Annotated in this window: 22 protein-coding genes; 13 read left to right on the forward strand and 9 right to left on the reverse strand. The window is 71.9% G+C overall.

Annotated elements, in window-relative coordinates; all coding sequences use genetic code 11:
* Window positions 1-2: 2 nt before the first annotated feature.
* Both OJ962_RS09425 and OJ962_RS09430 read right to left on the reverse strand, forming a co-directional pair.
* A complete protein-coding gene (locus tag OJ962_RS09425; RefSeq protein WP_202953012.1) occupies window positions 3-470 on the reverse strand; it encodes a hypothetical protein in 468 nt (155 codons plus the stop codon).
* A 243-nt stretch (window positions 471-713) separates the two neighbouring features.
* Window positions 714-1,586: a dihydrodipicolinate synthase family protein gene (locus OJ962_RS09430; protein WP_202953011.1), complete on the reverse strand. Its 873-nt coding sequence runs from the start codon at window positions 1,584-1,586 to the stop codon at window positions 714-716.
* A 25-nt stretch (window positions 1,587-1,611) separates the two neighbouring features.
* Between OJ962_RS09430 and OJ962_RS09435 the strand changes: the two genes are divergently transcribed.
* From OJ962_RS09435 to OJ962_RS09445, 3 genes are all read left to right on the forward strand, one after another.
* Complete coding sequence (locus OJ962_RS09435) at window positions 1,612-2,556, forward strand: glycosyltransferase family 2 protein (RefSeq protein WP_202953010.1); 945 nt, start codon at window positions 1,612-1,614, stop codon at window positions 2,554-2,556.
* The gene (locus OJ962_RS09440; protein WP_202953009.1) at window positions 2,553-3,908 is read left to right on the forward strand and encodes an NAD(P)/FAD-dependent oxidoreductase; all 1,356 of its coding nucleotides are present in this window, start codon (window positions 2,553-2,555) and stop codon (window positions 3,906-3,908) included. Before OJ962_RS09435 ends, OJ962_RS09440 begins: the two co-directional genes overlap by 4 nt.
* An 89-nt stretch (window positions 3,909-3,997) precedes the next feature.
* Complete coding sequence (locus OJ962_RS09445; RefSeq protein WP_202953008.1) at window positions 3,998-4,369, forward strand: hypothetical protein; 372 nt, start codon at window positions 3,998-4,000, stop codon at window positions 4,367-4,369.
* Here OJ962_RS09445 and OJ962_RS09450 read toward each other — a convergent pair.
* The 3 genes from OJ962_RS09450 to OJ962_RS09460 are packed head-to-tail and all read right to left on the reverse strand — an operon-like array spanning window position 4,366 to window position 7,525.
* Window positions 4,366-5,940 (reverse strand): Na+/H+ antiporter, encoded by a 1,575-nt coding sequence (locus OJ962_RS09450; protein ID WP_202953007.1) that lies wholly within the window; start codon window positions 5,938-5,940, stop codon window positions 4,366-4,368. The two genes, OJ962_RS09445 and OJ962_RS09450, sit on opposite strands and share 4 nt — an antisense overlap.
* Window positions 5,940-6,902, reverse strand: a complete 963-nt coding sequence (locus OJ962_RS09455; protein WP_202953006.1) for an MBL fold metallo-hydrolase — start codon at window positions 6,900-6,902, stop codon at window positions 5,940-5,942. The genes OJ962_RS09450 and OJ962_RS09455 overlap by 1 nt, the downstream gene beginning before the upstream one ends.
* Window positions 6,899-7,525, reverse strand: coding sequence for a class I SAM-dependent methyltransferase (locus OJ962_RS09460; protein WP_202953005.1), 627 nt, complete (start codon window positions 7,523-7,525; stop codon window positions 6,899-6,901). The genes OJ962_RS09455 and OJ962_RS09460 overlap by 4 nt, the downstream gene beginning before the upstream one ends.
* Window positions 7,526-7,532: 7 nt before the next feature.
* On the opposite strand from OJ962_RS09460, the gene OJ962_RS09465 reads away from it, so the two are divergent.
* The gene (locus tag OJ962_RS09465; RefSeq protein ID WP_255525659.1) at window positions 7,533-9,137 is read left to right on the forward strand and encodes a sigma-70 family RNA polymerase sigma factor; all 1,605 of its coding nucleotides are present in this window, start codon (window positions 7,533-7,535) and stop codon (window positions 9,135-9,137) included.
* Window positions 9,138-9,313: 176 nt separating this feature from the next.
* Here the strand turns inward: OJ962_RS09465 and OJ962_RS09470 are convergent, their stop codons facing one another.
* The gene (locus tag OJ962_RS09470) at window positions 9,314-11,365 is read right to left on the reverse strand and encodes a hypothetical protein (protein WP_202953003.1); all 2,052 of its coding nucleotides are present in this window, start codon (window positions 11,363-11,365) and stop codon (window positions 9,314-9,316) included.
* 148 nt (window positions 11,366-11,513) lie between these two features.
* Between OJ962_RS09470 and OJ962_RS09475 the strand changes: the two genes are divergently transcribed.
* Window positions 11,514-12,263 (forward strand): YebC/PmpR family DNA-binding transcriptional regulator, encoded by a 750-nt coding sequence (locus OJ962_RS09475; RefSeq protein WP_202953002.1) that lies wholly within the window; start codon window positions 11,514-11,516, stop codon window positions 12,261-12,263.
* Window positions 12,264-12,332: 69 nt separating this feature from the next.
* Here OJ962_RS09475 and OJ962_RS09480 read toward each other — a convergent pair whose 3' ends face one another.
* Both OJ962_RS09480 and OJ962_RS09485 read right to left on the reverse strand, forming a co-directional pair.
* Complete coding sequence (locus OJ962_RS09480; protein WP_202953001.1) at window positions 12,333-13,172, reverse strand: hypothetical protein; 840 nt, start codon at window positions 13,170-13,172, stop codon at window positions 12,333-12,335.
* Entirely contained in the window at window positions 13,169-13,909 is a 741-nt protein-coding gene (locus OJ962_RS09485; protein WP_202953000.1) for a helix-turn-helix domain-containing protein, read from the reverse strand. Before OJ962_RS09485 ends, OJ962_RS09480 begins: the two co-directional genes overlap by 4 nt.
* A gap of 44 nt (window positions 13,910-13,953) precedes the next feature.
* Here OJ962_RS09485 and OJ962_RS09490 point away from each other — a divergent pair, with 44 nt between their 5' ends.
* From OJ962_RS09490 to OJ962_RS09520, 7 genes are all read left to right on the forward strand, one after another.
* Window positions 13,954-14,364: a hypothetical protein gene (locus OJ962_RS09490; protein ID WP_202952999.1), complete on the forward strand. Its 411-nt coding sequence runs from the start codon at window positions 13,954-13,956 to the stop codon at window positions 14,362-14,364.
* Window positions 14,365-14,398: 34 nt separating this feature from the next.
* Window positions 14,399-14,950: a crossover junction endodeoxyribonuclease RuvC gene (gene ruvC / locus OJ962_RS09495; RefSeq protein WP_270006307.1), complete on the forward strand. Its 552-nt coding sequence runs from the start codon at window positions 14,399-14,401 to the stop codon at window positions 14,948-14,950.
* Window positions 14,947-15,525: a Holliday junction branch migration protein RuvA gene (gene ruvA / locus OJ962_RS09500; protein ID WP_202952998.1), complete on the forward strand. Its 579-nt coding sequence runs from the start codon at window positions 14,947-14,949 to the stop codon at window positions 15,523-15,525. Before ruvC ends, ruvA begins: the two co-directional genes overlap by 4 nt.
* The gene (gene ruvB / locus OJ962_RS09505; RefSeq protein WP_202952997.1) at window positions 15,522-16,556 is read left to right on the forward strand and encodes a Holliday junction branch migration DNA helicase RuvB; all 1,035 of its coding nucleotides are present in this window, start codon (window positions 15,522-15,524) and stop codon (window positions 16,554-16,556) included. The genes ruvA and ruvB overlap by 4 nt, the downstream gene beginning before the upstream one ends.
* 51 nt (window positions 16,557-16,607) lie before the next feature.
* Window positions 16,608-17,057, forward strand: coding sequence for a PAS domain-containing protein (locus OJ962_RS09510; protein ID WP_202952996.1), 450 nt, complete (start codon window positions 16,608-16,610; stop codon window positions 17,055-17,057).
* 69 nt (window positions 17,058-17,126) lie between these two features.
* The gene (gene secD / locus OJ962_RS09515) at window positions 17,127-20,069 is read left to right on the forward strand and encodes a protein translocase subunit SecD (RefSeq protein ID WP_202952995.1); all 2,943 of its coding nucleotides are present in this window, start codon (window positions 17,127-17,129) and stop codon (window positions 20,067-20,069) included.
* The gene (locus tag OJ962_RS09520) at window positions 20,069-20,347 is read left to right on the forward strand and encodes a hypothetical protein (RefSeq protein WP_202952994.1); all 279 of its coding nucleotides are present in this window, start codon (window positions 20,069-20,071) and stop codon (window positions 20,345-20,347) included. The genes secD and OJ962_RS09520 overlap by 1 nt, the downstream gene beginning before the upstream one ends.
* A gap of 83 nt (window positions 20,348-20,430) precedes the next feature.
* Here OJ962_RS09520 and OJ962_RS09525 read toward each other — a convergent pair whose 3' ends face one another.
* The gene (locus tag OJ962_RS09525; RefSeq protein WP_202952993.1) at window positions 20,431-20,859 is read right to left on the reverse strand and encodes a methyltransferase domain-containing protein; all 429 of its coding nucleotides are present in this window, start codon (window positions 20,857-20,859) and stop codon (window positions 20,431-20,433) included.
* Window positions 20,860-20,945: 86 nt separating this feature from the next.
* On the opposite strand from OJ962_RS09525, the gene recJ reads away from it, so the two are divergent.
* On the forward strand, window positions 20,946-23,426 hold the full coding sequence (gene recJ, locus OJ962_RS09530; protein ID WP_238931242.1) for a single-stranded-DNA-specific exonuclease RecJ: 2,481 nt from the start codon (window positions 20,946-20,948) through the stop codon (window positions 23,424-23,426).
* Window positions 23,427-23,428 lie beyond the last annotated feature (2 nt).

Raw genomic sequence — 23,428 nt, forward strand, 5'->3', positions numbered from 1 at the left:
CTTCATCGCTGCCCATCCGGCGCGCGGCGCAACCACTGCTCGACCGTCTCCGGCGGGTTCAGGCGCCGCAGCCGCGCTTCCACGTCCTCGTCGTTGGCCTCGCAGACGAGCACGACGAAGTCCCGGGTGGTGTTGAGCACGCCGCGCCAGTCGTGCGCGAGCAGGAGCCGCCCGACCGCTTCGCCGACGGTGTCGTTGGGGTCGTCGACCGCGGGCGCGCCCGTGCGCAGCAGCGTGCCCTCGTCGTCGTCCATCCGCACCCACTCGGGGGCGGCGCCGCCGGGAGCGTCGTAGAAGGGGAAGCGCTCAGCGCGGTCGGCGAAGCCCACGTAGATCACCGCGAACGGGCCGTGCTGGCTGTAGTTGTCCAGCCACAGCGCGTCGACGGGCCGCTGCCGGTCCCGGTCCCGCCAGGCCGTGAGCGCCTCGATGACCGCGTCGGCGTAGCCCGGCGCGCGCTCGGCCAGCAAGGCGTCGAACGGCGGACCCGGCCGGTGCAGCAGTCGATCTCCTCGTACTCCTCGATGGCGACGAGCCGTTCGCCCGCGTAGAGGTAGCGCTCCTCGCTCCGTGGCTGTATTCGGTCCGCACGACGCGCCCGTCCACCAGCGTGTGCCGGATCAGCTGGAACAGCTGTGCCGCCCGGCCTTCCCCCGTGAACGTGACGATCACGACGGTGCCGGGGTCGCGAAGCACGCTCCGGCTCGGCCAGGTCAGAGTCGAACCGTGAGCTCACGAACGCGGTCCTCGGCCAGCGCGTCGAGCGGAGGGCGCAGGTTCGCCCACACGTCGTCGCCCGTGCGCGCCCGCATGATCGCCTTCAGCGCCGGGATCGGCGGGAAGCCCTCGAGGAACGAGCGCGTCTCGGTCAGCGCCGCCTGCTCGGCGTCGGCGGCCGCGTCGCCCGCTTCCCACAGGTCGTAGACGCGCCGCGACTGCGCCGCGGTGACGTTGCAGGTGGCCGAGATGCAGCCGTCCCCGCCCCAGCGCAGCGTGTCCAGCAGGAAGCGCTCGGTGCCGGCGAACACCGTCAGCTGCGGGAACTGCTTGCACAGGCGCTCGATCCGCGCCGCGTCGCCCGCGGAGTCCTTCGTCCCGGCCACGACGCCCGGGTACGCGTCCAGCAGCCGGCCGATCAGGTCGGGCGTGAAGCCCACCTGGGCCATGGGCGGGATGTGGTACAGGAACAGCCGCAGGCGGTCGTCGCCGACGCGCTCGATCAGCTCCGCGAAGAACCGCAGCAGGCCGTCGTCGCTGACGCCCTTGTAGTAGAAGGGCGGCAGCGCGAGCACGCCCGGCGCGCCGACCGCCAGCGCCTCGCGGGCCAGCGTCACCGCGTCGGGCAGCGCGCACGCGCCCGTCCCCGGCAGCAGGACGTCCGCCGGGATGCCGTCCTCCACCAGGCCCTCGCACGCGTCCACGCGCTCGCGCACCGACAGCGAGTTGGCCTCGCCGGTGGTGCCGAAGATGCCGAGGCCGTGGCAGCCGTCGTCGAGCAATCGGCGACAGTGCGCGGCAAAGGCGGCGCGGTCGACCGACAGGTCCTCCCGCATCGGGGTGAGCACGGCCGCGAAGACACCTTTCATAGGGGCCGACAGTACCCTGGCGCGCATGAAACGCGAGCCGGAGCTGCTGAGCGTGGTGGCGCCGATGTACGAGGAGCAGGACACGGTCGACCCGTTCACGGACCGGGTCGCGGCCGCCCTGGGTGACCTCAACTACGAGCTGATCCTCGTCAACGACGGCTCCAAGGACGGCACGCGGGACGCGATGGCCGCTGCCGCGGCGCGCGACCCGCGCGTGAAGGTCGTCTCGCTCGCGCGCAACTTCGGCCACCAGCCGGCGCTCACAGCCGGGCTCGAGCACGCGCGCGGAGACGCGATCGTGATGCTCGACGGCGACCTCCAGGACCCGCCGGAGGTGATCCCGCAGATGCTCGACCAGTGGCGCGCGGGGATCGACGTCGTCTACGCGGTGCGCGAGCAGCGGCTGGGGGAGACGGCGTTCAAGCGCGTCACCGCGCGCGGCTTCTACCGGACGTTCCGGCGCCTCACCGGGCTCGACCTGGCCGTGGAGTCCGGCGACTTCCGGTTGATGGACCGGCGCGCGCTGGACGCGCTGCTGTCGATGCCCGAGCGCAACCGCTTCCTGCGCGGGATGACGGTGTGGATCGGCTTCAGCCAGATCGCGGTGCCGTTCGTGCGCCAGGAGCGCCACGCGGGCGTCACCAAGTACCCGCTGCGCAAGATGCTGCGCTTCAGCTTCGACGCGATCACGAGCTTCTCGTCGACGCCGTTGCAATGGGCGACGTTCCTCGGCTTCTTCTTCAGCCTCGTCGCCTTCCTGGCGATCCCGCTGACCGTCGTCGCGCGCTACGCGAACATCTTCGAGCGCGGCGTGCCGACCACGATCATCATCGTGCTGCTGCTCGGCGGCATCCAGCTGATCACGCTCGGCATCATCGGCGAGTACATCGGGCGGATCTACGACGAGGTCAAGCACCGGCCGCTGTACGTGGTCGGCGAACGCATCAACGTGGAGGAACCGAGCCGGTGAGAATCGCGGTGCTGGGGGCCGGCGTCGCCGGCCTCACCGCCGGGCTGCGCCTGACGCAGGCCGGCCATACGGTGGACGTGTACGAGCGCTGGCCCGGGCTGGGCGGCCAGGCGGCGACGATCGACGTCGGCGGCGGGCACCGGCTCGAGCGCTACTACCACCACCTGTTCAGCACGGACCGCCACATCGCGGCGCTCTACGACGAGCTCGGGATGCCGGACGAGCTGGAGTGGCTCTCCAGCTCGGTCGCCTACTTCGCCGACGGCCGGCAATGGCCGTTCGTGACTCCGATGGACCTGCTGCGCTTCAAGCCGCTGCCGCCGCTGGCCCGCGTCCGGCTCGGCGCGGCGGTGCTGGCGATCCAGCGCGGCCCCGGCGCGCCCGGCCCGTTCGAGCGCGTCACCGCCCGCGCGTGGATCGAGCGCTACATGGGCAAGGACGCCTACCGCGTGCTGTGGGGTCCGCTGCTGCGCGGCAAGTTCGGCGAGCGCGCCGACGACATCGCGATGGTCTGGCTGCAGAACAAGTTCCGGCTGCGGCGTGGCGACGACGCCGCCGAGGAGAAGCTCGGCTACCCGAAGCGCTCGTGGGAGCCGCTCTTCCACGCGCTGCAGGAACGGATCCAGGCCGGGGGAGGGCGCGTGCTGATCGACCGCCCGATCGCGCGCCTGTCCGCCGACTTCACGGTCACCCCGGGTGCGCCCAACTCCTTCCGGCGCGGGCACGATCCCCGCGCGTTCGACACGATCGAGCCCGAGCGCTACGACGCGGTCCTGGCCACGCTGCCCAGCGACGTCTTCGAGCAGGTGCTCGAGCCGGGCGTGCTGCCCGAGGCCTACCTCGCCCGCGCCCGCAGCATCGAGTACTTCACCGCGCTCTGCCTGCTGCTGGAGATCGACCGCCAGTTCTCGCCCTACTACTGGACCAACATCGGCGACGAGACGCTGCCGTTCGTCGGCCTGATCGAGCACACGAACCTGATGGGCGCCGAGCGCTACGACGGCCGCCGCTTCCTGTACGTGGCCAACTACCTGCCGCGCGGGCACGAGCTGCTCGACCTCGACCCCGAAGCGCTGCTGGCGCGCTACACGCCCGGGCTGAAGGCGATCAACCCCGCCTTCGAGCGGGCGTGGGTCAAGCAGATCTGGTCGCACCGCGAGCCGGCCGCGCAGCCGATCGTCACCGTCGGCTACCGGGACAAGATCCCGCCGATGAAGACGCCGCGCCGAGGCCTGGTGCTGGCCAACACGACCCAGATCTTCCCCGAGGATCGCGGCACGAACTACGCGGTACGGGAGGGGGAAGACGCCGCGCGCGCCATGTTGGAATGGCTGCCGCGGTCCGGAGCGTGACGCACCTCACCAACATCGGCTACCTCTAAACATAAGTTCGGTTTGTCCCCCTGGAGAACCGACTCCCCGCTGCCGATACTGAGATTGCGATGCCCTCCTCCTCCCCCGACTCCAACTGGCTCTCCCGCGCCCTGAAGCGTTCTCCCCGCCCGCACGAGGACGAGCTCCATCACTGCGCCGCCTGCGGCAAGGACTACGTCAACCCCGTCGAGTGGGAGCCCGTCACGCCTGAGGCGTGGTGGATGCGCCTGCGCTGCGGCGAATGCCACGTGTGGCGTGAGGTCACGGTGACCAACACCGTCGCTGAGCGCTTCGACGTCGAGCTCGACCGTCGCGCCGACCTGATCCACCGCGCGCTGGCCAAGATCGACCGCGAGCACATGGTCCAGCAGGTCGAGACCATGATCGGCGCGCTGCGACACGGGCTGATCGAGCCGGCCGACTTCGCGCGCCCCGCTTAGATTTCTAGGCGTTCGTCCTCCAGGTCGAGCTCACGCTCGATCCGGTGCATGACGTCATTGGAGATCGTGCCCTCGTTCCGCAGCCGCACGATCTCCGCGCGCTGGGCCTCGAGCACCGAACGCACGATCGTCTGGTACTGCGTCGAGCGGTCCTCGAAGCCCTCGTCGTCCTCGATCTTGCCCGCCCGCGCCTTCAGCCGCCGGCGCCGGTACTCGTACGCGCCGCGCATGCGCTCGATCGTGTCGTCGCGCGTCCACTCCTCGCCGCCGAGCTCCTCGAGCCGGACGAGCGCCGCCTGCGTGGCGTAGAGGCGCGCGGTCAGCTCCTCGCGCTCCTCCTCGGAGCCGTCGTCGAGCACGCCGAGCATCCGGATCAGCGGCGGCAGCGTCAGCCCCTGCAGCACCAGCGTGACGAAGATGACCGCGAACGTCAGGAACACGATCTCGTCGCGGAACGGGAAGTCGACGGGGAGCGCGAGCGCCGCCGCGAGCGAGACCGCGCCGCGCATGCCCGCCCAACCGATGATGCTGCGCTCCTGCCAGCGCGTCCGGGGCCGGGTGCGCATGACCGCGCGGCGGTCCAGCCAGCGGATCGGGAACACGGTGAACCAGCTCCACAGCAGCCGGACGAACACGACCGCGGCGCTCACGGCGACCGCCCAGCCGAGCAGCGTGAGCGGTGACGTGTCCTCCAGCGCCTCCAGGATCGACGGCAGCTGCAGCCCGATCAGGATGAACAGGAAGGCGTTGAGGATGAACTGCAGCAGCTCCCACATCCCGAACCCCATCAGGCGGGTCGCGGGGGAGGCGATCCGGGGCGCCATCCAGCCGACGTAGCAGCCGACGGTGACCGCGGCCAGCACGGCCGAGACGTGCAGCAGCTCGGCGGGGACGTAGGCGGCGTACGGGCTCAGCAGCCCGATCGTGTTCTCGATCAGCGGGTCGTTGAGCCGCTGGCGGACCTGGGCGATCACGAACCCCACCACGAGCCCGATCGCGATCCCGCCCGCGGCCTTCCACGCGAAGTCCCAGGCCGCGTCGAGGAACGAGAACGCGACCGCGCTGGTCGTGGCCGCGATCGCGATCCGGTAGGCGACCAGCGCCGTGGCGTCGTTGACCAGCGCCTCGCCCTCCAGGACGGTCACGATCCGGCGCGGGACGCCGAGCCGGCGCGCGATCGCGGTCGCGGCGACCGGATCCGTCGGCCCGACGATCGCGCCCAGCACGAACGCCGCCGGCCACGAGATGCCGTCAATCAGCGCGTGCGCGGTGGCCGCGACGGCGACCATCGTCAACAGCACCAGCCCGATCGCCAGCAGCGAGATCGGCCGCACCGCGGTCCGCAGCTCGCGCAGGTTGGCGAAGAACGCGCCGCTGTAGAGCAGCGGCGGCAGGAACAGCAGCAGGACCAGGTCCGGGTCGAGCTCGATCTCCTCAAGCCCGGCGAAGCCCAGCAGCGCGCCACCGATCACCAGCATGATCGGGTACGGCACGTTGATCGCGCGCGCGGCCGCGGCCAGCAGCGAGACCGCCAGCAGCAGCGCGACGAGGATGACCTCCAGCTCGTCCACTAGGTCGTAGTGAAGCGAACGACGCCGGCGTGCTCGGTTTCGATCACGTCACCGCGCTCGATCAGCAGGTCCACGTGCCCGAGGACCTCGCTGAGCGTGAGCAGCGCCTGCGTGAACGCGGGCTTGCCCCAGGTCTCGAACGCGATCTCGTGCGCGGTTCGCGGCGCCTGGGCGATCAGCGCCGCGAACTTGCGCGCGCGCCGCTCGTGCATCGCGAAGCGCTCCTCGATCAGCGTCGCGTGGCCCGTGAACGTCGCCCCGTGGCCCGGGAACACCGTCCCGACCGGTTGCTCGCGCGTCTGCCGCAGCGAGCCCATGTAGGTCGCCAGGGTGTGCGGGCGCTCGGCCTCGGGCCCGGCCGTCGGCGGCAGCGCGATCAGCGGGTTGGAGGAGATGTGCCGCAGCAGATGGTCGCCGGCGAGCAGGTCGCCCGACGCCGGATCCAGGAAGGTCGTGTCCGTGGGGGAGTGGCCCGGTCGGTGGTGGACGGTGAACGCGCGGCCCGCGAAGCCCAGCTGCCCGCCGTCGCGCAGCACCTCGCCCACCGGCGCGCTCGCGCCCCATGCGCGGTACCCGCGCGTGACCGCGCCGAGCGTGATCACGACCTCGTCCGGTACGCCGTGGCGGCGCAGCAGTGCCTGCGCGAACGTGTCGTTGCGCTCGGCATAGCCCTCGAAGTCCTCCAGGATCGGGACGAGCGCGTCGAGCGCGCAGACGGCGGCGCCGGAGCGCTCGGCGAGCACGTCGACCAGGCCGAGGTGGTCGGCGTGCTGGTGGGTGATCACGATCCGCTCGAGCTCCTGCACGCGCCGGCCGAGGCGCGCCAGCCCCGCCTCCAGCGCTGCGAGCGAGCGGGCGGAGCCGGGGCCCACGTCGACGAGCGTGAGCGGGTCGTCCTCGATCAGGTACGCGTTGACGTCGCCGACCCGGAACGGCGTGGGGATCGGGAGCTGATGGATCACCGGGTGGCGACTATGACGTGTTGGAAGGTGAAGGGCGTGATCGGCGGCGCCAGCCGATCCAGCCGGCTCCCGCGCGTGAGCAGCCAGCGGCGGCGCACGACGGTGTGCGGCTGCAAGCCGGCCTGGCGCACCAGGTCGAGCGCGTCCCGGCGGGTGAACCAGCGCAGGTGCGTGGCGTCGAAGATCCCCTCGGGCCGGCGGGGCCAGCGGCCGCGGGCGAGATGAGCGAACGTGCTCCAGTGATTGACGTTCGGGAGGCTGACGACGACGGTCGCGCCCGGCTCGAGCAGCTCGGCGTAGCGCCGCAGCGTGGCCCACGGATCGACGAGGTGCTCGAGGATGTCGGCGGCGATCAGCGCGTCGAACGGCCCGTTCACGGTGGCGGTCGCGACGTCGCCCTCGATCACGGCGTCCAGCCGGGACGCGGCCTCGCGGGCGTACTCGGGCTCGATCTCGATGCCGGTCACGTGCGCGGCCTGGCGCTGCTTGAGCGCGGCGCCGGTGGTGCCGGTGGCGCATCCGAGGTCCAAAACACGGCGGGCGCTCGTGGGGACGTGATCGACGATCTCGGGCCGCGCGCGCTCGTAGGCCGCGGCCCGCGCCGCTCGCTGCGCGCGATCCATGGTTCGGATGAGGGTACGGCTAGCCCCCGTCACAGCTTTCAAAGAATCGAATAAGAAAAGGCGACACGTCATCCGGACCGGTGCGTCTACCCGGTCGACCACCCGCCCGCCCCGAGCCACCCAGGAGGATCCCCTGCCCGCCCACGAGGACACGTTCGCCGCCGAGTTCGAGCGTCATCGCCCCGTGCTGGCACGGCAGGCGCGGCGCTTGCTGCGCGGGTCAGGCCACGACCCCGAGGACATCCTGCAGGACGTCTACCTGCGCGCCGACGCCGCCCTGCGCGGCGGCGTCGTCCCGATCGAACCGCGCGCCTGGCTGCTGCGGCTCGTGCGTAACGCCTGCCTGGACGAGCTCCGGCGCGCGCGGGTGCGCGCGGCGGCCGGCGACGTGGAGCTCGAGACGCTGCCGTCGACGGGCGAGCAGCTCCCCGAGGTCCTGGTCGACCGCACGGAGGCCCGTGCCCTGCTCGGCGACATCCACCGGCTGCCCGACCGGCAGAAGTCCGTGCTCGTGATGAGCGCGTTGGATGGCCTGTCGCACGAGGAGGTCGCCGTCCGTCTGGACACGACCGTGGACACCACGCGCTCCTTGCTCGCCCGAGCCCGCGCGAACCTGCGCCAGACCGCGCAGGCGCGTGAGACGTCCTGCCTGTCGGTCCAGGACGCGCTGGACTCTGCCGCGGCCAGCGGCGTGCGCGCGAGCGAGATCGCCCGCCGCCACCTGTGGACGTGCGGCGAGTGCCGCGCGCACCAGGCGTCGCTGCGCGAGCGGCCGTCGCGGCTGCGCCGGCTCGCGGCCTGGAGCCCGTGGGGGATCGTGGCGCAGCTGCTCGGCGGCGGCAGCGTCGCGACCGTTCAGAAGGTCGCGGTCGGCGCGTGCTGCGCGATCGTGGTCGGCGGCGGCGCCGTGACCGTCCCCGTGGTCAAGCACCATGCGGCCGAGGACCCGGCGGCGCAGCTCGCGATGCTCTCGCCCGAGGACGTCGACGCGGCCGAGCCCAAGCGGCGCCCGGCGCGCAGCGCCGACGACGCGCCCGCGCGTCCGGTGCCCCCGGCGCCCGCCGCGCCGGTCGCGACCCGCACGCCGTCGTCCGCGCCCGCCACGACGCCCAAGGCGAAGGCCGAACCCAAGCGCAAGCCGCGCCCGCGGCGTGCCGTGGCCGTTCCCGCGCGCTTCGACGAGCAGCGCCACTACTCGATGCTCATGCGCGCGTTCCTGCGCTCGAACCCGACGCCGGCCGAGCGCGCCGAGGTCTTCCGCCGCGCGCGCAAGTTCATGATCTCGCCGAGGGGCTCTCGTGCCCGCTCGCGCGCGCTGGTGGAGCTGCAACGGGCGACGACGATCCTGCGCGTCCCGCGTCCCGCTCCGCCCAAGGGCCTGCCCGCGCCCGCCCGTCCGGTCCCGACCGCGACGCCGATGCCCAAGCCGGTGCGCACGGCCGAGCCCACGCCGGTGCAGCGGGTCGCTCCCGCGCCGGTCGAGACACCCGTGCCGACCCCGGTGGCGACCGCCACGCCGGCGCCGGTCGAGACCGCCGTGCCCACGCCGGTCGCGACCGCGACGCCCGCTCCGGTCGAGACCGCCGTCCCGACCGCGGTCGCCACGCCGTGAGGTGAGCGGGGCGGCCCGCCCGGCCGCCCCGCCCGACCCACCCGCGCGTTTCCTAAAGAGGGACAGTCCCTCTTTAGGAAACATCGGCGGAAGCGACCCGCCGAGGTCGCTCCCCGCGGTCAAATCGGCGCCAGCGAACTTAAAGAGGGACAGTCCCTCTTTATGTGCGTGTCCCGTCACACCAGCCTCGCCGCGATCGATTCCGCCTGCGCCGCGGTGGGCGCGGGGGCGACGCGGGCCACGATCGAGGAGCCGCTCGCGCGCACCGCGAGCGTCGGCCCCGGGTTCGGCGCCGAGGACTGCGCGGCCACGGCCCGGGTGCTGGCCGTCGCCTTGGTCGCGCCGCTGCGGATCACGACGACGTAGCCCGAGTGCTCGCTCTCGATGTGGAACCACTCGATGTCGTCGAGCGACAGCGTGCCGGTCACCGCCCGCCGCGCGCCCGACCGGTCCACGGCCGAGACCGTGGCCTTCGAGCCCCAGCTCGGGAACACGACCTCGACCCGCTTGCCGCTCGCGCCGTCGACGTCCCAGGCCGTCTCGATGTAGGAGGCGGCGAAGCGGTGCGTGGTGGTGATCGTGATGCCGTTGCGCTCGACCTTCCCGCGCACGCGCAGGCTCGTGAACGGCCCGGCGTGCGGGGGGTTGGTGAGCTTGGGGGCGAGCAGGTCCAGCGGCGAGTCGTCCTGGTAGGAGCGCTGGGAGGCGGCGATGATCGTGCCCGAGGCCTCGCGCACGACCACGCCGAACGCCGCGGGCGGGCGCCCACCGACGCCGCCGGCCACCTCCTGACGGCCGTCGAACAGGCGCGCGAGCTCGATCCCGCCGTACGGGAAGGCCTGGCGGTTCACGCCGACGACCGCGGTGTTGTAGTGCGGCGTCGTCACCGCGAGGCGGCCGACGTCCGGGTCGTAGGCGTACAGCGGCGGCGGCTCCTCCGACGGCTTGCTGCCGAGGCCGAGCAGCGCGGCCTGCGCGACGTTGGACTGCACGCGCGCGGCCGCCAGCACGGCGGAGCTCTCGTTGCCGTCGATCGACGGCACGCCGAACGCGTTCGCCGGCGGAACGCCGCCCGCGCGCTCGGTCCAGCGGTCGAACAGCTCGAACGAGCGGTCGAGCATGTGCTTGGCCCAGTTGCCGTTGCGGGCGAGCTCGGGCGCGACGGCCATGCCGAGCAGCGCCGCCTGGGAGAGCCCGAGCTTCTTGCCCTGGTGCCAGCGCTTGAAGCCGAGGCCGGTGTCCCAGTTCAGGTAGCCCGCGTGCGTCCAGTAGCCGCACATCACGCGCTCGGACCAGTTGCGGATGACCGCGCTGCGGGTGGAGTCCAGCGGCTGCATCCCCGCCTCGCGCGCGACCGCGTACGGGACCAGCACGCCGCAGACGATGTTCGCGTATTCGGCGCTGTCGAGGTTGTACTTGTGGTGCTCGGGCCAGCCCGGCAGGTAGTGGAAGCGGTAGGACGGGCCGAGGTTCGCGATCTTCGCGCCGCTCATCGGCTTCTTCGCGCCGTCGACGAACCGGCGCAGCTGCTTGAGCAGCTGGTCGTGCAGGTCCTCGCGGTCGCCGCCGACGACGCCCGCGGCAACGTACATGCGCGCGTACCAGTTGATCTGGTTCAGCCGCAGCGCGGGCCAGCGCCAGAAGTCACCGGTGGCGGTGCTGATGATCCGGTTGGCGATCAGGTCGCCGTCCACGCCGAGCACGTCCCGCGCGCGCCACGCATACGAGAGCGCCCACGCGATCTCGGTGTCCACCACGAGGTGCTGGATGCCCCCGCCGGCCAGCTCGCCGCGCCACCCGGGCACGTGGCCCTGCTTGCCGCTCGCGGGCTGTCTCGCCCAGGACGGGCCGTTGCACAGGTGCTCGACCAGCGCGCGGGCGCGCTCGTCCTGGCGGGCCGGGCCGGTGTGCCCGACGAGCGCCGCGGCCGCGTGCGTGAGCAGCATGTTCGCATTGAGCATCGACATCGCGGGCTGGTAGGCGCCGTTGCGCCACTTGGCGTCGAGCGCGAGCTGGAGGCGGTCGGCGTGGGCCCAGTAGGCGGCGTCGTCGAGGCCGGTGGTCACGGGTGCAGCATCCGCCTTCGGGGTCCGCGACATCGTCGGCAGCAGCAGCGAGGCGAGCAGGGCGGAGCCGCCGAGGACGAATCCGCGGCGCGTACTTGCGCAGGGGCGATCGGTCCCGCCGCGAGCGTGCAGCGGGACGCGACCGGCTGGGGCAGCCGGCATGGGGAGCACTTCCTTGGTCGTGTTAGAGCCGCCGGTGCGGTCTGTGCGGGGCGCGTGTCAGCCCCTGGGTCACCGGCGTGTCGACCGTGATGACGCACGGCTCTCCAGGCCGTGTCGGACTTTGTTTGCCTCTTCTAGAATCCGACGCATGGCCGGTCATTCCAAGTGGGCGGGGATCAAGCACAAGAAGGCGATCGTCGACTCGCGTCGCGGCAAGCTCTTCACCAAGCTCGCGCGGGCGATCACCGTCGCGGCGAAGGAGGGCGGCGGCGACGTCGACGGCAACCCGGCCCTCGGCTTGGCCGTGCAGAAGGCGAAGGCCGCCTCGATGCCCAAGGACAACATCGAGCGAGCGATCGCCAAGGGCACCGGCGCGGGCGCGGACACCGAGTCCTACGACGCCGTCATGTACGAGGGCTACGGCCCCGGCGGCGTGGCGCTGCTCGTCGAAGCGCTCACGGACAACCGCAACCGCACCAGCGCGGAGGTCCGCCACGCGTTCGGCAAGCACGGCGGCAGCCTCGGCGAGCCCGGCTCGGTCGCGTACCTGTTCGACAAGAAGGGCGTCTGCCTGGTCGACGGCCAGCGCTACTCGGAGGACGACCTGATGCCCGCGGTGGACGCCGGCGCCGAGGACATCGTCATGGACGAGGACGTCTTCGAGGTCATCTGCGAGCCGTCGGACCTGACCGCGGTGCGCACGGCGCTGACCGAGGCCGACATCGAGGTCACCGAGTTCTCGGTGCAGTACCGGCCGAAGACCACCGTGCCGCTCGACGAGGAGGGCGCGACCAAGCTCATGAAGCTGATCGACACCCTCGAGGACCTCGACGACACCGACGAGATCCACGCGAACTTCGACGTTCCCGCCGAAGTGTTGGAGCGGGTCGCGGGCTAAGGCTCGCCCTGCGGGCTCGCCTCAGCGGGGAGTGTTCGCCCAGGGGCGAAACTCCCGCCGCCAGGAGGGTCAGACGCGTCCGTACGATCGGAGCGTCTGGAGCGCTCCGATCGTCATCAGCCCGCTCCACTCGATCGCGATCGCGGGCGTCCACACGGGCCACGTGATGTCCCAGCCGCCGTGCTCGGCCTGGCGCGACTCGAGATGGTCAAGGGAGGCGTTGAGCTCCTCGTCGGAGAACCACTGCCGCGCGAGGCTGTCGGCGCGCTTGGCGAAGTCGTGCGGGTGGTGGATCTCGCCCTCGCCGTAGCCCTCGGGCTGCGCGCCGACGAGGTTCTGCTCGCGGACGAGCTGCCCGAGGCGCTGCGCGGCGGCCTCGGCGCGCGGGCGGTCCGAAGCGGCGTCCAGGAACGTGACCGCGGCTTCGACCTCGTACGGGTGCGTGGTCTCGATCGCGTCGACCGCGTCCCACAGGAACGTCTCCGCGCGGTTGAGCCACGGGTGCGCGACGTGCTTGGACAGCGGCGCGAACAGCAGGGCGGTCGCCAGCAGCGAGCCCTCGGTGCCGATCGCCCACCACGGCGCGACCGGCCACTCGGCCATGTTCGGCGTCGCGACCGGCACGCCGCCGTCCGGCGCGGTGATCGCCTGGAGGTGGTCGGGCACGCGCGGGTCGGTGGCGTCGACGTCCTCCAGCGTGTCCAGCGCGGTCCAGATGTGCGGCGGCTGGCTCGTCGGGCCGCGCCCATCGGGCTCCAGCGCGTAGCCGTAGCCGCCGTCCGCGGTTTTGTAGGGCTCCAGCGCGGCCTTGACCGCCGCGGGGTCGCCGTCCTTGAACACGGCCTCGAACCGCCGCTGCTCGAGCACGCGGGCGGTCTTCCAGATGTACTGCTCGGCTCGGTCGATCATCCCGCCGGACGGTACGCGCCGGGCGCACCGACCGCTTGAACGGAACGGACACGTTCGCCCGCCGCGCCGGCTCCCGAGGCGATCAGCTCGGCGGGCGTGCGCCCGGAGAGCCGCTTGGCCTCGCGCGTCAGATGCGCCTGGTCGGCGTAGCCCGCGTCGAGCGCGAGCCGAGCGAGATCGCTGCCGCGCCCCGAGAGCTCCAGGAAGTGCTGGAAGCGAAGAATGCGGCCGAGCGTCTTCGGTCCGTAGCCGACCGCGTCCAGGAAGCGGCGCCGCAGCTGGCGCTCGCTCACGCCCAGCTCGGGCGCCAGGCTCGCCACCCGCGTCTCGGGGCGCGCCATCGCCAGCGCCGCCGCGCGGTCCAGTGGGTCCACGGGCCGCAGCCGCGCGCGCACCAGCTCCAGCAGCGCCGGCATCCCGCCCGCGGCCACGCGCTCGGACGCGCCGCGGCCGAACACCTCCTCGGCGTCCACGGCGGCGTCGGCCAGCTCCACCGCGGGCAACCCGAGCGCCGCGCCGGCCGCGCCCAGCCGGAAACGCACGCCGAACACCGGCACGCCGAGCGGCACGCCGGCCGCGACCGCCGCGGTCGCCGGGCCCGCGACGATCAGCCGGTCCCCACGCCAGACGACGTCGACGCAGCCGTCGGGCAGGATCACGCCGCCGCGCGAGACGCTCGACCACACGCACGCGACCGAGGCGGCCAGGTCGGGCGGGGGAGCGAGCTCGCGGTACACGTGACGATTGTCGCAACGGATTCCGGGAACATGAATGCCCGGGGATGCTGCGCTCACCGTACTCGCCGCCCGCGCTGCTGCTCGTGCTGCTGATGGCGGCCGGTTCGATCGTGATGTGGATCGGGGTCCCGCTGGGGTTGATCTACGCCGCCGCGCAGCTCGCCGACTCCTCACGGCCGAGCGCCGGCCCGTACCTGCTGATCCTGGTCGGCCTACCGATCGGGATGGCGATCGTGGCCAAGCTGCTCGGCTGGCTGGACCGCCTGCACAGCCGGCTGACGGGCCGCGAGCGGGGGCGTCACCGCGCGTCGTGGCTGCGCTCGATGCGCGCCGAGCGCACGTCAACCGCACGCGGCGGGGTGCTCGACACGGTGATGATCGTGTCGGTCGCGCTCGCGCTGGTCGTGTTCGCGGTCTGGTTCTTCGGCTTCGCGGGCTCGTCCTTGCCCACGTAGGAAGGCGTCCGACCCTCCGCGCAGAATTCGGGGGGTGCACGTGATCGTCCTCGGGATCGACCCTGGCGTCGCCAACACCGGCTACGGCGTAGTCGCGCACCAGCGCGGCCGCGTCGTCGCGCTGGACGGCGGCGTGATCGAGACGCGCGCGGGCACGGACGCCGGGCTGCGGCTCGCCCACATCCACGCCCGCGTGGGGGAGCTGATGGACACCTACAAGCCCGAAGCGGTGGCGGTCGAAGACCTGTACTTCGGCAGCAACGCTCGCAGCGCCTTCGCGGTCGGGCAGGCGCGCGGCGTGGTCATCCTCGCCGCCGGCCAGCGCGCGGTGCGCTGCGCGTCCTACACGCCCCAGCAGGTCAAGACGGCGGTCACGGGCTCCGGCCGGGCCGGGAAAGAGCAGGTGCAGCGCATGGTCCAGACCCTCCTGTCGCTGCCCGAGCTGCCGACGCCCGACCACGCGGCCGACGCGCTCGCGGTCGCGATCTGCCACGCCAACGGCGCGCCGCTGCAGGCCGCGCTCGAAGGGGCGGCGCCCCACGCCGCGGCGCGGCGCGCCGCCAGCCCGCGCGGGGTGAGCGCGTGATCGCGCTCGTCTCCGGTGAGGTCGCGGTGCGGCGCGGCGACCACGTCGTCGTCTCGTGCGGCGGCGTCGGCTACCGCCTCAACGTGTCGGCCGAGACGCTGAGCCACGTCCCGCGCATCGGCGAGGACGTGACGCTCTTCACGCATCTGATCGTGCGCGAGGACGCGATGACGCTGATGGGCTTTGCCACCGAGGAGGAACGCGACCTGTTCCTGCTGCTGATCGGTGTCCAGGGCGTCGGGCCGAAGATGGCGCTGGCGGTGCTCAGCGGCGGCCCGCCGCGCGAGCTGCTCTCCGCGGTGGCCGCATCGGACACGGCGCGGCTCACCGCCGTGCCGGGCATCGGCAAGCGCACGGCGGAGCGCATCATCGTCGAGCTCAAGACGAAGATCCCGGACGTCCAGCACGACCCGATCACGGTCACCAAGCTCGGCGACGACCCGCACGCGCAGGCTCGCGAAGGCCTGATCGGCCTGGGCTTCGCGGCGCACGAGATCGACAAGCTGCTCGACGGCGCGTCCGGTGACACGCCGGAGGCCCTGATCACCCACGCCCTCAAGGTGTCGCGCCGATGATCCGCACCCCCGGCGCCGACGTCGACCGGATTCAGACCCCGCACGTGCGCGAAGACGACGAAGCTGAGCAGTCGCTGCGCCCGCGTCGGCTGGACGAGTTCGTCGGCCAGCCCGCGCTCAAGGCACAGCTGCAGGTGTCCATCCAGGCCGCCGCCGCCCGCAACGAGGCGCTCGACCACGTGCTGCTGGCGGGCCCGCCCGGCCTGGGCAAGACGTCGCTGGCGCGGATCGTGGCCGAGGAGCTCGAGGTCCCGTTCGTGCAGACGGCCGGCCCGGCGCTCGAGCGCAAGGGGGACATCGCGGCCTTCCTGACCGACCTCGAGCCCCGCAGCGTCTTCTTCGTGGACGAGATCCACCGGCTGCCGCGCGCGGTGGAGGAGACCTTCTATCCCGCGATGGAGGACGGCGAGCTGCCCATCACGTTCGGCGTGGGAGCGGGGGCGAAGGTCGTCACGCTGCCGATCCCGCCGTTCACGCTGATCGGGGCGACCACCCGCGCGGGCCTGCTCAGCACCCCGCTGCGCGACCGCTTCGGCATCCAGCACCGGCTGGATCTCTATGACGCCGAGGAGCTGGCCGCGATCGTCGCCCGCAGCGCGCACGTGCTCGGCGTGGCCGTCCACATGGACGGTGCGCGCGCCGTCGCCGAGCGCTCGCGCGGGACCCCGCGCGTGGCCAACCGCCTGCTCAAGCGCGTGCGCGACTACGCGCAGGTCCACGGCAACGGCGCCGTGGACGCGCAGACGGCCTACAAGGCGCTCGACGCCATGGGCGTCGACCACGAGGGCCTGGACCGGCTGGACCGCGAGATTCTCGCCGTGATCTGCGAGCGGTTCGGAGGCGGACCAGTTGGTTTGTCCACGCTCGCGGTCGCCGTGCACGAGGAGCAGGACACGATCGAGGACGTCTACGAGCCGTACCTGCTCCAGTGCGGCTTCATCCAGCGCACCCCACGGGGGCGCTGCGCGACCCCGCACGCCTTCCGGCACCTGGGCCTGGAACCCCCGCAGGAGCCGGCCGGGCTGTTCTAGCCAAACAGCCCATAGCGTCCGTTTAAGGCCAGGGCTACCCTCACTTCTCTGATGGCCCATCTGTTCATCTGCCCGAACTGCGGCAACCGCACGACCGCCAATGAGCGGACGTCCGGCTTCCGCAACGTGCCCAAAGGGTGCTCGAAGTGCGGTTTCGGCTTCCTGTTCGAGCTGTTGGACGACTACTACCCCGCGCCCAACGCCGCCTTCTTCGTCTGTGACAAGGAGGGCCGGATCATCGGTTGCGGCCGTGGCTCTCGCGAGCTCACCGGTCTCTCCGACGAGAAGGTCATCGGCCGGCCGGTGCGAGATGTCCTCGGCCTCGACTTCGACGGAGGCGAGGATCATGTCGGGACGGCCCTGGAATGGGGAGTCCGCCGTCTCGGGAAGTCGGTCGTCGTCAACGCCGAAGGCGATCTGCCCGCGAAAGCGGTCGCGGATCTGTTTCCGGCCTACGATGATGACGGCGGCTTGTTGCTCGTCCTGACGCCGTCCAGGTAGCGCCAGAAAACCTATCCGTCCGCGCAGCGGCCGTCGCCGCGCCCGAGTACCCTCTTCGCGTGATTTCGCATGTCTGAACGCCGCCGATCATCTTTCATCCTGCTGCTCGTAGCCCTCCTGGTCGGGGGATCGATCTACGTCGTGGCCACCAAGCCAACGGTGCTGGGCCTGGATCTCCAGGGCGGCTCGCAGCTGGTCTACAAGGCGGAAGGCACGCCTCAATCACCGCTCACGCCCGAGGCGATGCAGCGCACGCTGGACCTGATGCAGCAGCGCGTGAACGAGTTCGGCGTCTCCGAAGCCGAGCTCATGCAGACCGGCAACGACCAGATCGAGGTCAACCTGCCGGGCGTCACCGACGCCGAGGCCGCGGCCGAGCAGGTCGGCTCGACCGCCCAGCTGTACTTCTACGACTGGGAAGCGAACCTCCTCAACGAGGACTGCAAGACCGACCCGGACCAGAACTCCAACCAGCGTCAGGCGATCAGCGGACTGCGCACGGCCGTCGAGCAGGCGTCCAAGTGCACGGACGTCGGCATCGGCACGGGTCTGAACCCGCTCGACGACGACTCGCCCGGCGGCCCGTCCGTCGCCGCGCGCGAGCCGGCCTTCTACGTGTTCAACCGGGACACGAAGGAGCCGATCGGCCCGTCCGGCAGCAACTTCCCCTCGCGTGAGGACGCGCTCGACTCCGTCCCGGAGAACCTGCGCAGCAAGGCCGAGGTCATCGAGGTGCCCGCGGGCGTGCTGGTCCTGCGCGAGCAGAAGGCCGAGCCCGACGATCCCGATCCCGACCGCTGGTGGGTCATCCAGGACCGTCCCGGCCTCTCCGGCACGGACATCAAGGACCCGGAGCAGAGCTTCGACACGACGCTCGGCAACGAGCCGATCGTCACGTTCAACTTCACCGACAAGGGTCGCGCCGCCTTCCAGGCGATCACGCGGCACGTCGCCGAGCGAGGCGCGGACAACGCCCTCGGCGGGGACCCGCTGCAGACCTCGCAGCACTTCGCGATCGCCCTCGACAACGAGCTCGTCTCCGCGCCGTACATCAACTGGCGCGAGAACTCCGAGGGGATTGACGGCTCGACCGGCGCGCAGATCTCCGGCTCGTTCACGATCGAGTCCGCCCAGGACCTGGCGACGATCCTCAAGATCGGCGCCCTGCCGCTGGAGCTCACCGAGGTCTCGCGCTCGCAGGTGTCCGCGACGCTCGGTCAGCAGGCGCTCGACCAGGGCCTGCTCGCGGGCATCGCCGGCTTCATCATCGTCGCGCTCTTCCTGATCGTCTTCTACCGCGTGCTGGGCATCGTCGCGACGCTCGCGATGGTCATCTACGCGCTGTACACGTTCGCCGTCGTCAAGCTGATCCCGATCACGCTGACGCTGCCGGGCATCGCGGGCATGATCCTCACGCTCGGCGTCGCCGCGGACGCGAACATCGTCATCTTCGAACGCGTCAAAGAGGAGGTGCGGGCCGGGAGATCGGTCGGCACGGCGATCGTCACGGGCTACCGCAAGGGCCTGACGGCGATCGTGGACGCGAACATCGTCACGTTCCTCGTCGCGTTCATCCTCTTCATCCTCGCCACCTCGGGCGTGCAGGGCTTCGCCTTCACCCTCGGCCTCGGCGTCATCCTGTCGCTGCTGACCGCGGTGCTCGCGACGCAGGCGATCCTGTACTCGCTGCGCAACACGCGCCTGCTGAGCGGCAAGTGGGCGCTCGGCGCGGGCGAGAAGAAGCACGACTTCAAGATCGACTACATGGGGAAGGCCAAGTGGTTCTTCTCCGCGTCGGGCATCATCCTGCTGGCCTGCGCGCTGGCGATGTCGGCCAACGGCATCAACTTCGGCATCGACTTCGAGGGCGGCTCGCGGATCACCGCGCCGCTGCGCGAGGCCGCGACGGTCGACCAGGTGCGCGAGACGGTCGCGCCGCTCGGTCTCGCCGACGCGAAGATCCAGACGCTCGACAACGAGGCGCTCGGCCCGAATGTCGTCCAGATCTCCACGGAGGAGGGTGTCGACGTCGACGCGGTCAACAACGCGCTCGACGACGAGTTCGGCAACCCGGAACCGAACGTGGAGGAGATCGGCCCGAGCTTCGGCGAGTCGGTCGCGAACTCCGCCTTGATCGCGATCATCGCGTCGCTGCTGGTGATCACGGTCTACCTGGCGCTGCGGTTCGAGCCCAAGTTCACCGTGCCGGTCTTGATCGCCGTCATGCACGACATCCTGATCGTCGCCGGCGTCTACGCCTTGCTCGGCCTGGAGGTGACGACGTCGACGGTCGCGGCGCTCCTGACCGTCTTGGGTTACTCCTTGTACGACACCATCATCGTGATGGACCGAATCAGAGAGAACGTGCCACGCATGCCGAGCGCCGCGTTCTCGCAGATCGTGAACCGGTCGCTGTCGGAGGTCATCGTCCGCTCGCTGGCGACGTCCTTCTGCACGCTGCTGCCGGTGCTCGCGCTGATGCTGTTCGGCGGCGAGACCCTGCGGGACTTCGCGTTCGCGCTGTTCATCGGCATCGCGTCCGGTACCTACTCCTCGATCTTCATCGCCACGCCGGTGCTCCAGCACTGGAAGGAACGCGAGCCGGCGTTCCGCGCCCGCCACGCGCGCATCCTCGAGCGCCTCGGCACGGTGCCCGCGTACGCGGTCGCCGACCAGGGCGGCCCGATCGACGTCCAGCCCAAGGAGCGCAAGCGCCGTTCGGTGTCCGCGCCTCCCGGCCAGGAGGTCTCGGCGACCGAGTTCCAGGAGATGGTGCAGGACCTCGGGATCCAAGAAGAGTCGACCACGCGCCAGCCGGCCGCGACGGCGGCGGCGGCGGCCGCCGGCGGGCGCCCGGTGGGTGGCCGTCGCGCCCGCGCCCGGGCGAACGGCGGCGTCACCCCGCCGAGTGGTGGGGACGGCAGCACGCCGCCGGCCAACGGCGGCAACGGGGACAACGAAGCGGCCAAGGAACGCAAGCCGCGCAACCGGCGTCACGGGAGGCCGCGCTGATGGCTCTGCTGATCTGGGCCATGATGGGCCTCGCCCTCTGGCACTTCACCGTCTTTTTGCCCGACCACTTCTGGGGCGGGATCGTGGGCGCGTTCGTGGGCGCGCTGGTCGGCTCGATCCTGTTCGGGCTGCTCGTCAACCTGGGCGTTCCCGGCCAGGACGACACGAACTTCCTGGTCGGCCTGGAGGCAATCCCGGGCGCCCTTCTGGGCATGGGGTTCTTCTGGTGGCTCGGCCTGCGCCAGATGCGCGCCGAAGGCCGCATCGCGACGCACTAGATGGGAAGGCGGGGCAGCCCACCGCCCCACCCCGATCATCCGACCTTCTCGGGCCGCCCGGTTTCTCGGGCGGCCCGCGGTGGTTAACGGCGGCGCACGGCCCAGACGGCCCAGAGGCGGTCGCCCGAGCCGGTAAGCGACGTGCGCAGGTCGCTCTCGGCGCCGCCGAACGCGGGCGCGCCGTCGAAGTACTTGCGCAGCTTGCGCACGCGGCCCGCGTCGTCGGCGCCGCCGACGAACGAGCACACGAAGTGCCCGCCCGGCTTGAGCACGCGTGCCACCTCGACCAGCGTCTCGTTCGGGTGCGCGAGCCCGCGCAGCAGGCACACGACGTCGTCGAACTCGGCGTCGGCGTACGGCAACTCCGTCCTGTCCTCGCCGTCGAACTCGACCAGCGCGTCCGGCGGCACCTCGAAGTACTGGTAGCCGCCACCGCACAGGTCCAGCACCCGCCCGTCGATCTCCAGGTCGCTGTACAGATCCCGCAGCGCGGCGATCGCCCCGTCGTCCATGCCCTCCAACATAAACGGGCCTGGCCCGTTTGGGTTCGCGGTTCCGTCCACCCGCGGACCTAGCGTTCTGGGTCGTGGACGCGCGGATGTCAGTGGCACCGTACGAGTTCGCGGCGGCCGCGCGGCTCGCCGCCGAGCTCAGCTGCTCGCACGTGCTGGCGCAGGTGCTGGTGCGGCGCGGACTGGGCGAGCCGGAGGCGGCGCGGACGTTCCTGGCCGCGGGCGTCCGGCACGGGCTGGAGGAGTGGCCTGGGTTGATGGAGGTCGCCGAGCGGATCCTCGGCCACGTCCGGCGCGGCGCACGGATCACCGTGCACGGCGACTACGACGTGGACGGCGTGTGCTCGACGGCGATCCTCGTACGCGCGCTGCGAACGCTCGGCGCCGACGTGGACTGGTACCTGCCGTCGCGGATCGACGACGGCTACGGGCTCGCGCTGGCGACCGTCGAGAAGCTCGCCGCGCGCGGGACGAACCTGCTCATCACGGTCGACTGTGCGGTCACCGCGGTGGACGAGGTCGCGGCGGCGCAGGCGCTCGGCCTGGAGGTCATCGTCACCGACCACCACTCGCCGCGCGCGGACGGCCGCCTCCCGGAAGCGCCGATCGTGCACCCGCGTGTGAACGGCTACCCGTGCCCGGAGCTGTGCGCGGCGGGCGTCGCGCACAAGCTGGCGATGGCGCTGCTGGCGGCCAACGGGATGGACCCGAACTGGGCCGAGGAGGACCTGGATCTGGTCGCGCTGGCGACGGTCGCGGACGTCGTGCCGCTGCAGGGCGAGAACCGCCGGCTCGTGCGCGAGGGCCTGAAGGCGCTCGCGGCCACGCGCAAGGTCGGCCTGCGCGCGCTGATGGACGTCGCCCGCGTGGACCCGAGCGGGCTCGACGAGAGCGCGATCGGCTTCCGGCTCGGCCCGCGCCTGAACGCCTCCGGCCGCCTGTACCGCGCGGACGCCGGACTCGAGCTGCTGCTCACGGAGGACCGTGAGCGCGCCCGCGCCGTCGCCGCCGAGCTGGACGCGGTCAACACGGAGCGCCGCGACGTCGAGACCCGCATCCGCTTCGAGGCCGAGGCGCTGGTCGCCGAGCATCCGGAGGGCAACGCGCTCGTGCTCGCGGCCGAGGGCTGGCACCCGGGCGTGATCGGGATCGTCGCGTCGCGGATCGCCGAGCGCCACCACCGTCCCGCGGTCTTGATCGCCCTCGAAGGCGAGGAGGGCTCGGGCTCGGGCCGCTCGATCCCCCGCTTCGACCTGCTCGGCGGGCTCAACGCCAGCGCGCAGCACCTGCTGCGCCACGGCGGTCACAAGGCCGCGGCCGGCCTGACGATCGCCGCCGACCAGGTGGACGCGTTCCGCGCGGCGTTCCTCGCGCACGCCAACGAGGTGCTCAGCGAGGAGGACCTGCGCCCCGAGGTCCGCGTGGACGCCGTCGCCCAGGGCGACGCGCTGACGATGGACCTCGCCGAGGAGCTCCAGCAGCTCGCCCCGTTCGGCGCCGGCAACCCGCCTATCACGCTGCTCGTCCCGTCCGCGCACCTGATCAACCCGGAGCCGATGAGCGAGGGCCGCCACGTGCGCTTCACGCTCAGCGCGGGCGGCGCGAAGTCCCGCTGCGTCGCGTTCGGCAACGGCGGCACGCTCCCGGTCGAGCCCGACGAGCCCGCCGACGCCGCCGTCCGGCTCGAGATCGACCGCTGGAACGGCGCGGTCTCGCCGAAGCTCGTGCTCCGCCGCGCCCAGCGGTGCAGCGCCGCCCCGATCGAGCTGGTCGGCGAGTCCGCGTTCGCGCCGGGCCTGCTGCGCGAGTTCGACCGCGACCTCGCCGCATGGGACGAATCCGGCGGGGGCGCCGCCGCGCGCCTCGCCGCGCCCGCCCACGCCGGGCACGCCGCGCCTGCCCACGGCCACGCCGCCCACGGCCTCGCCGCGCCCAACCGCCTCACTCGCGACCTGCGCGGCTCCGGCATCGCCGGCCTCCTCGGCGATCTCGTCGCGTCAGGCGAGCCGGTTCTCGCGGTGACCGCGCACGCACCACACAGAGCGCGGGTGCTCGCCGAGCGCGTCGGCGGATTCGCGCTGACCTCATGGGCGGCGCTCGAGGACGCTCCCGAGCTGGCGGACCGGTACGTCCACCTGGTGGCGGTGGACCCGCCGACTCGACATGCGGTCCTGCGGGGTGAGGGATGGACCCACCTGGCGTGGGGTACCTCTGAACTAGACTTTGCTCTACGAATACACGAATGGGACTTCGCCCTCCGCGACCCGCTGACCGCCGTCTTCCGCGCCCTGCGCGAGTGCCGGGGGTGCAGCGGTGAGGCGGCCGAGCAATTGCTTCGGGGCGAGGGGCCGCAACCGAGGTCCGCGGCGCTCGCGGGCCGCGTGGTGCGGGTCCTCTCCGAGCTGGGGCTCGTCAGCTTCGATCGGGAAGGGCCGGGCCTCCAGGTGGCGGAGAACCCGCAGCGCACCGCGCTCGAGAACTCAGCCGCATATGTGGCCTACCAGCGACGGCTTGAGGACGGCAGACGATTTCTGACCAGCGCGAACATGAGGCGACAAGCGGCCTGATC

This window comes from Solirubrobacter deserti (genome assembly GCF_027587175.1).
Taxonomy (GTDB): Bacteria; Actinomycetota; Thermoleophilia; order Solirubrobacterales; family Solirubrobacteraceae; genus Solirubrobacter; species Solirubrobacter deserti.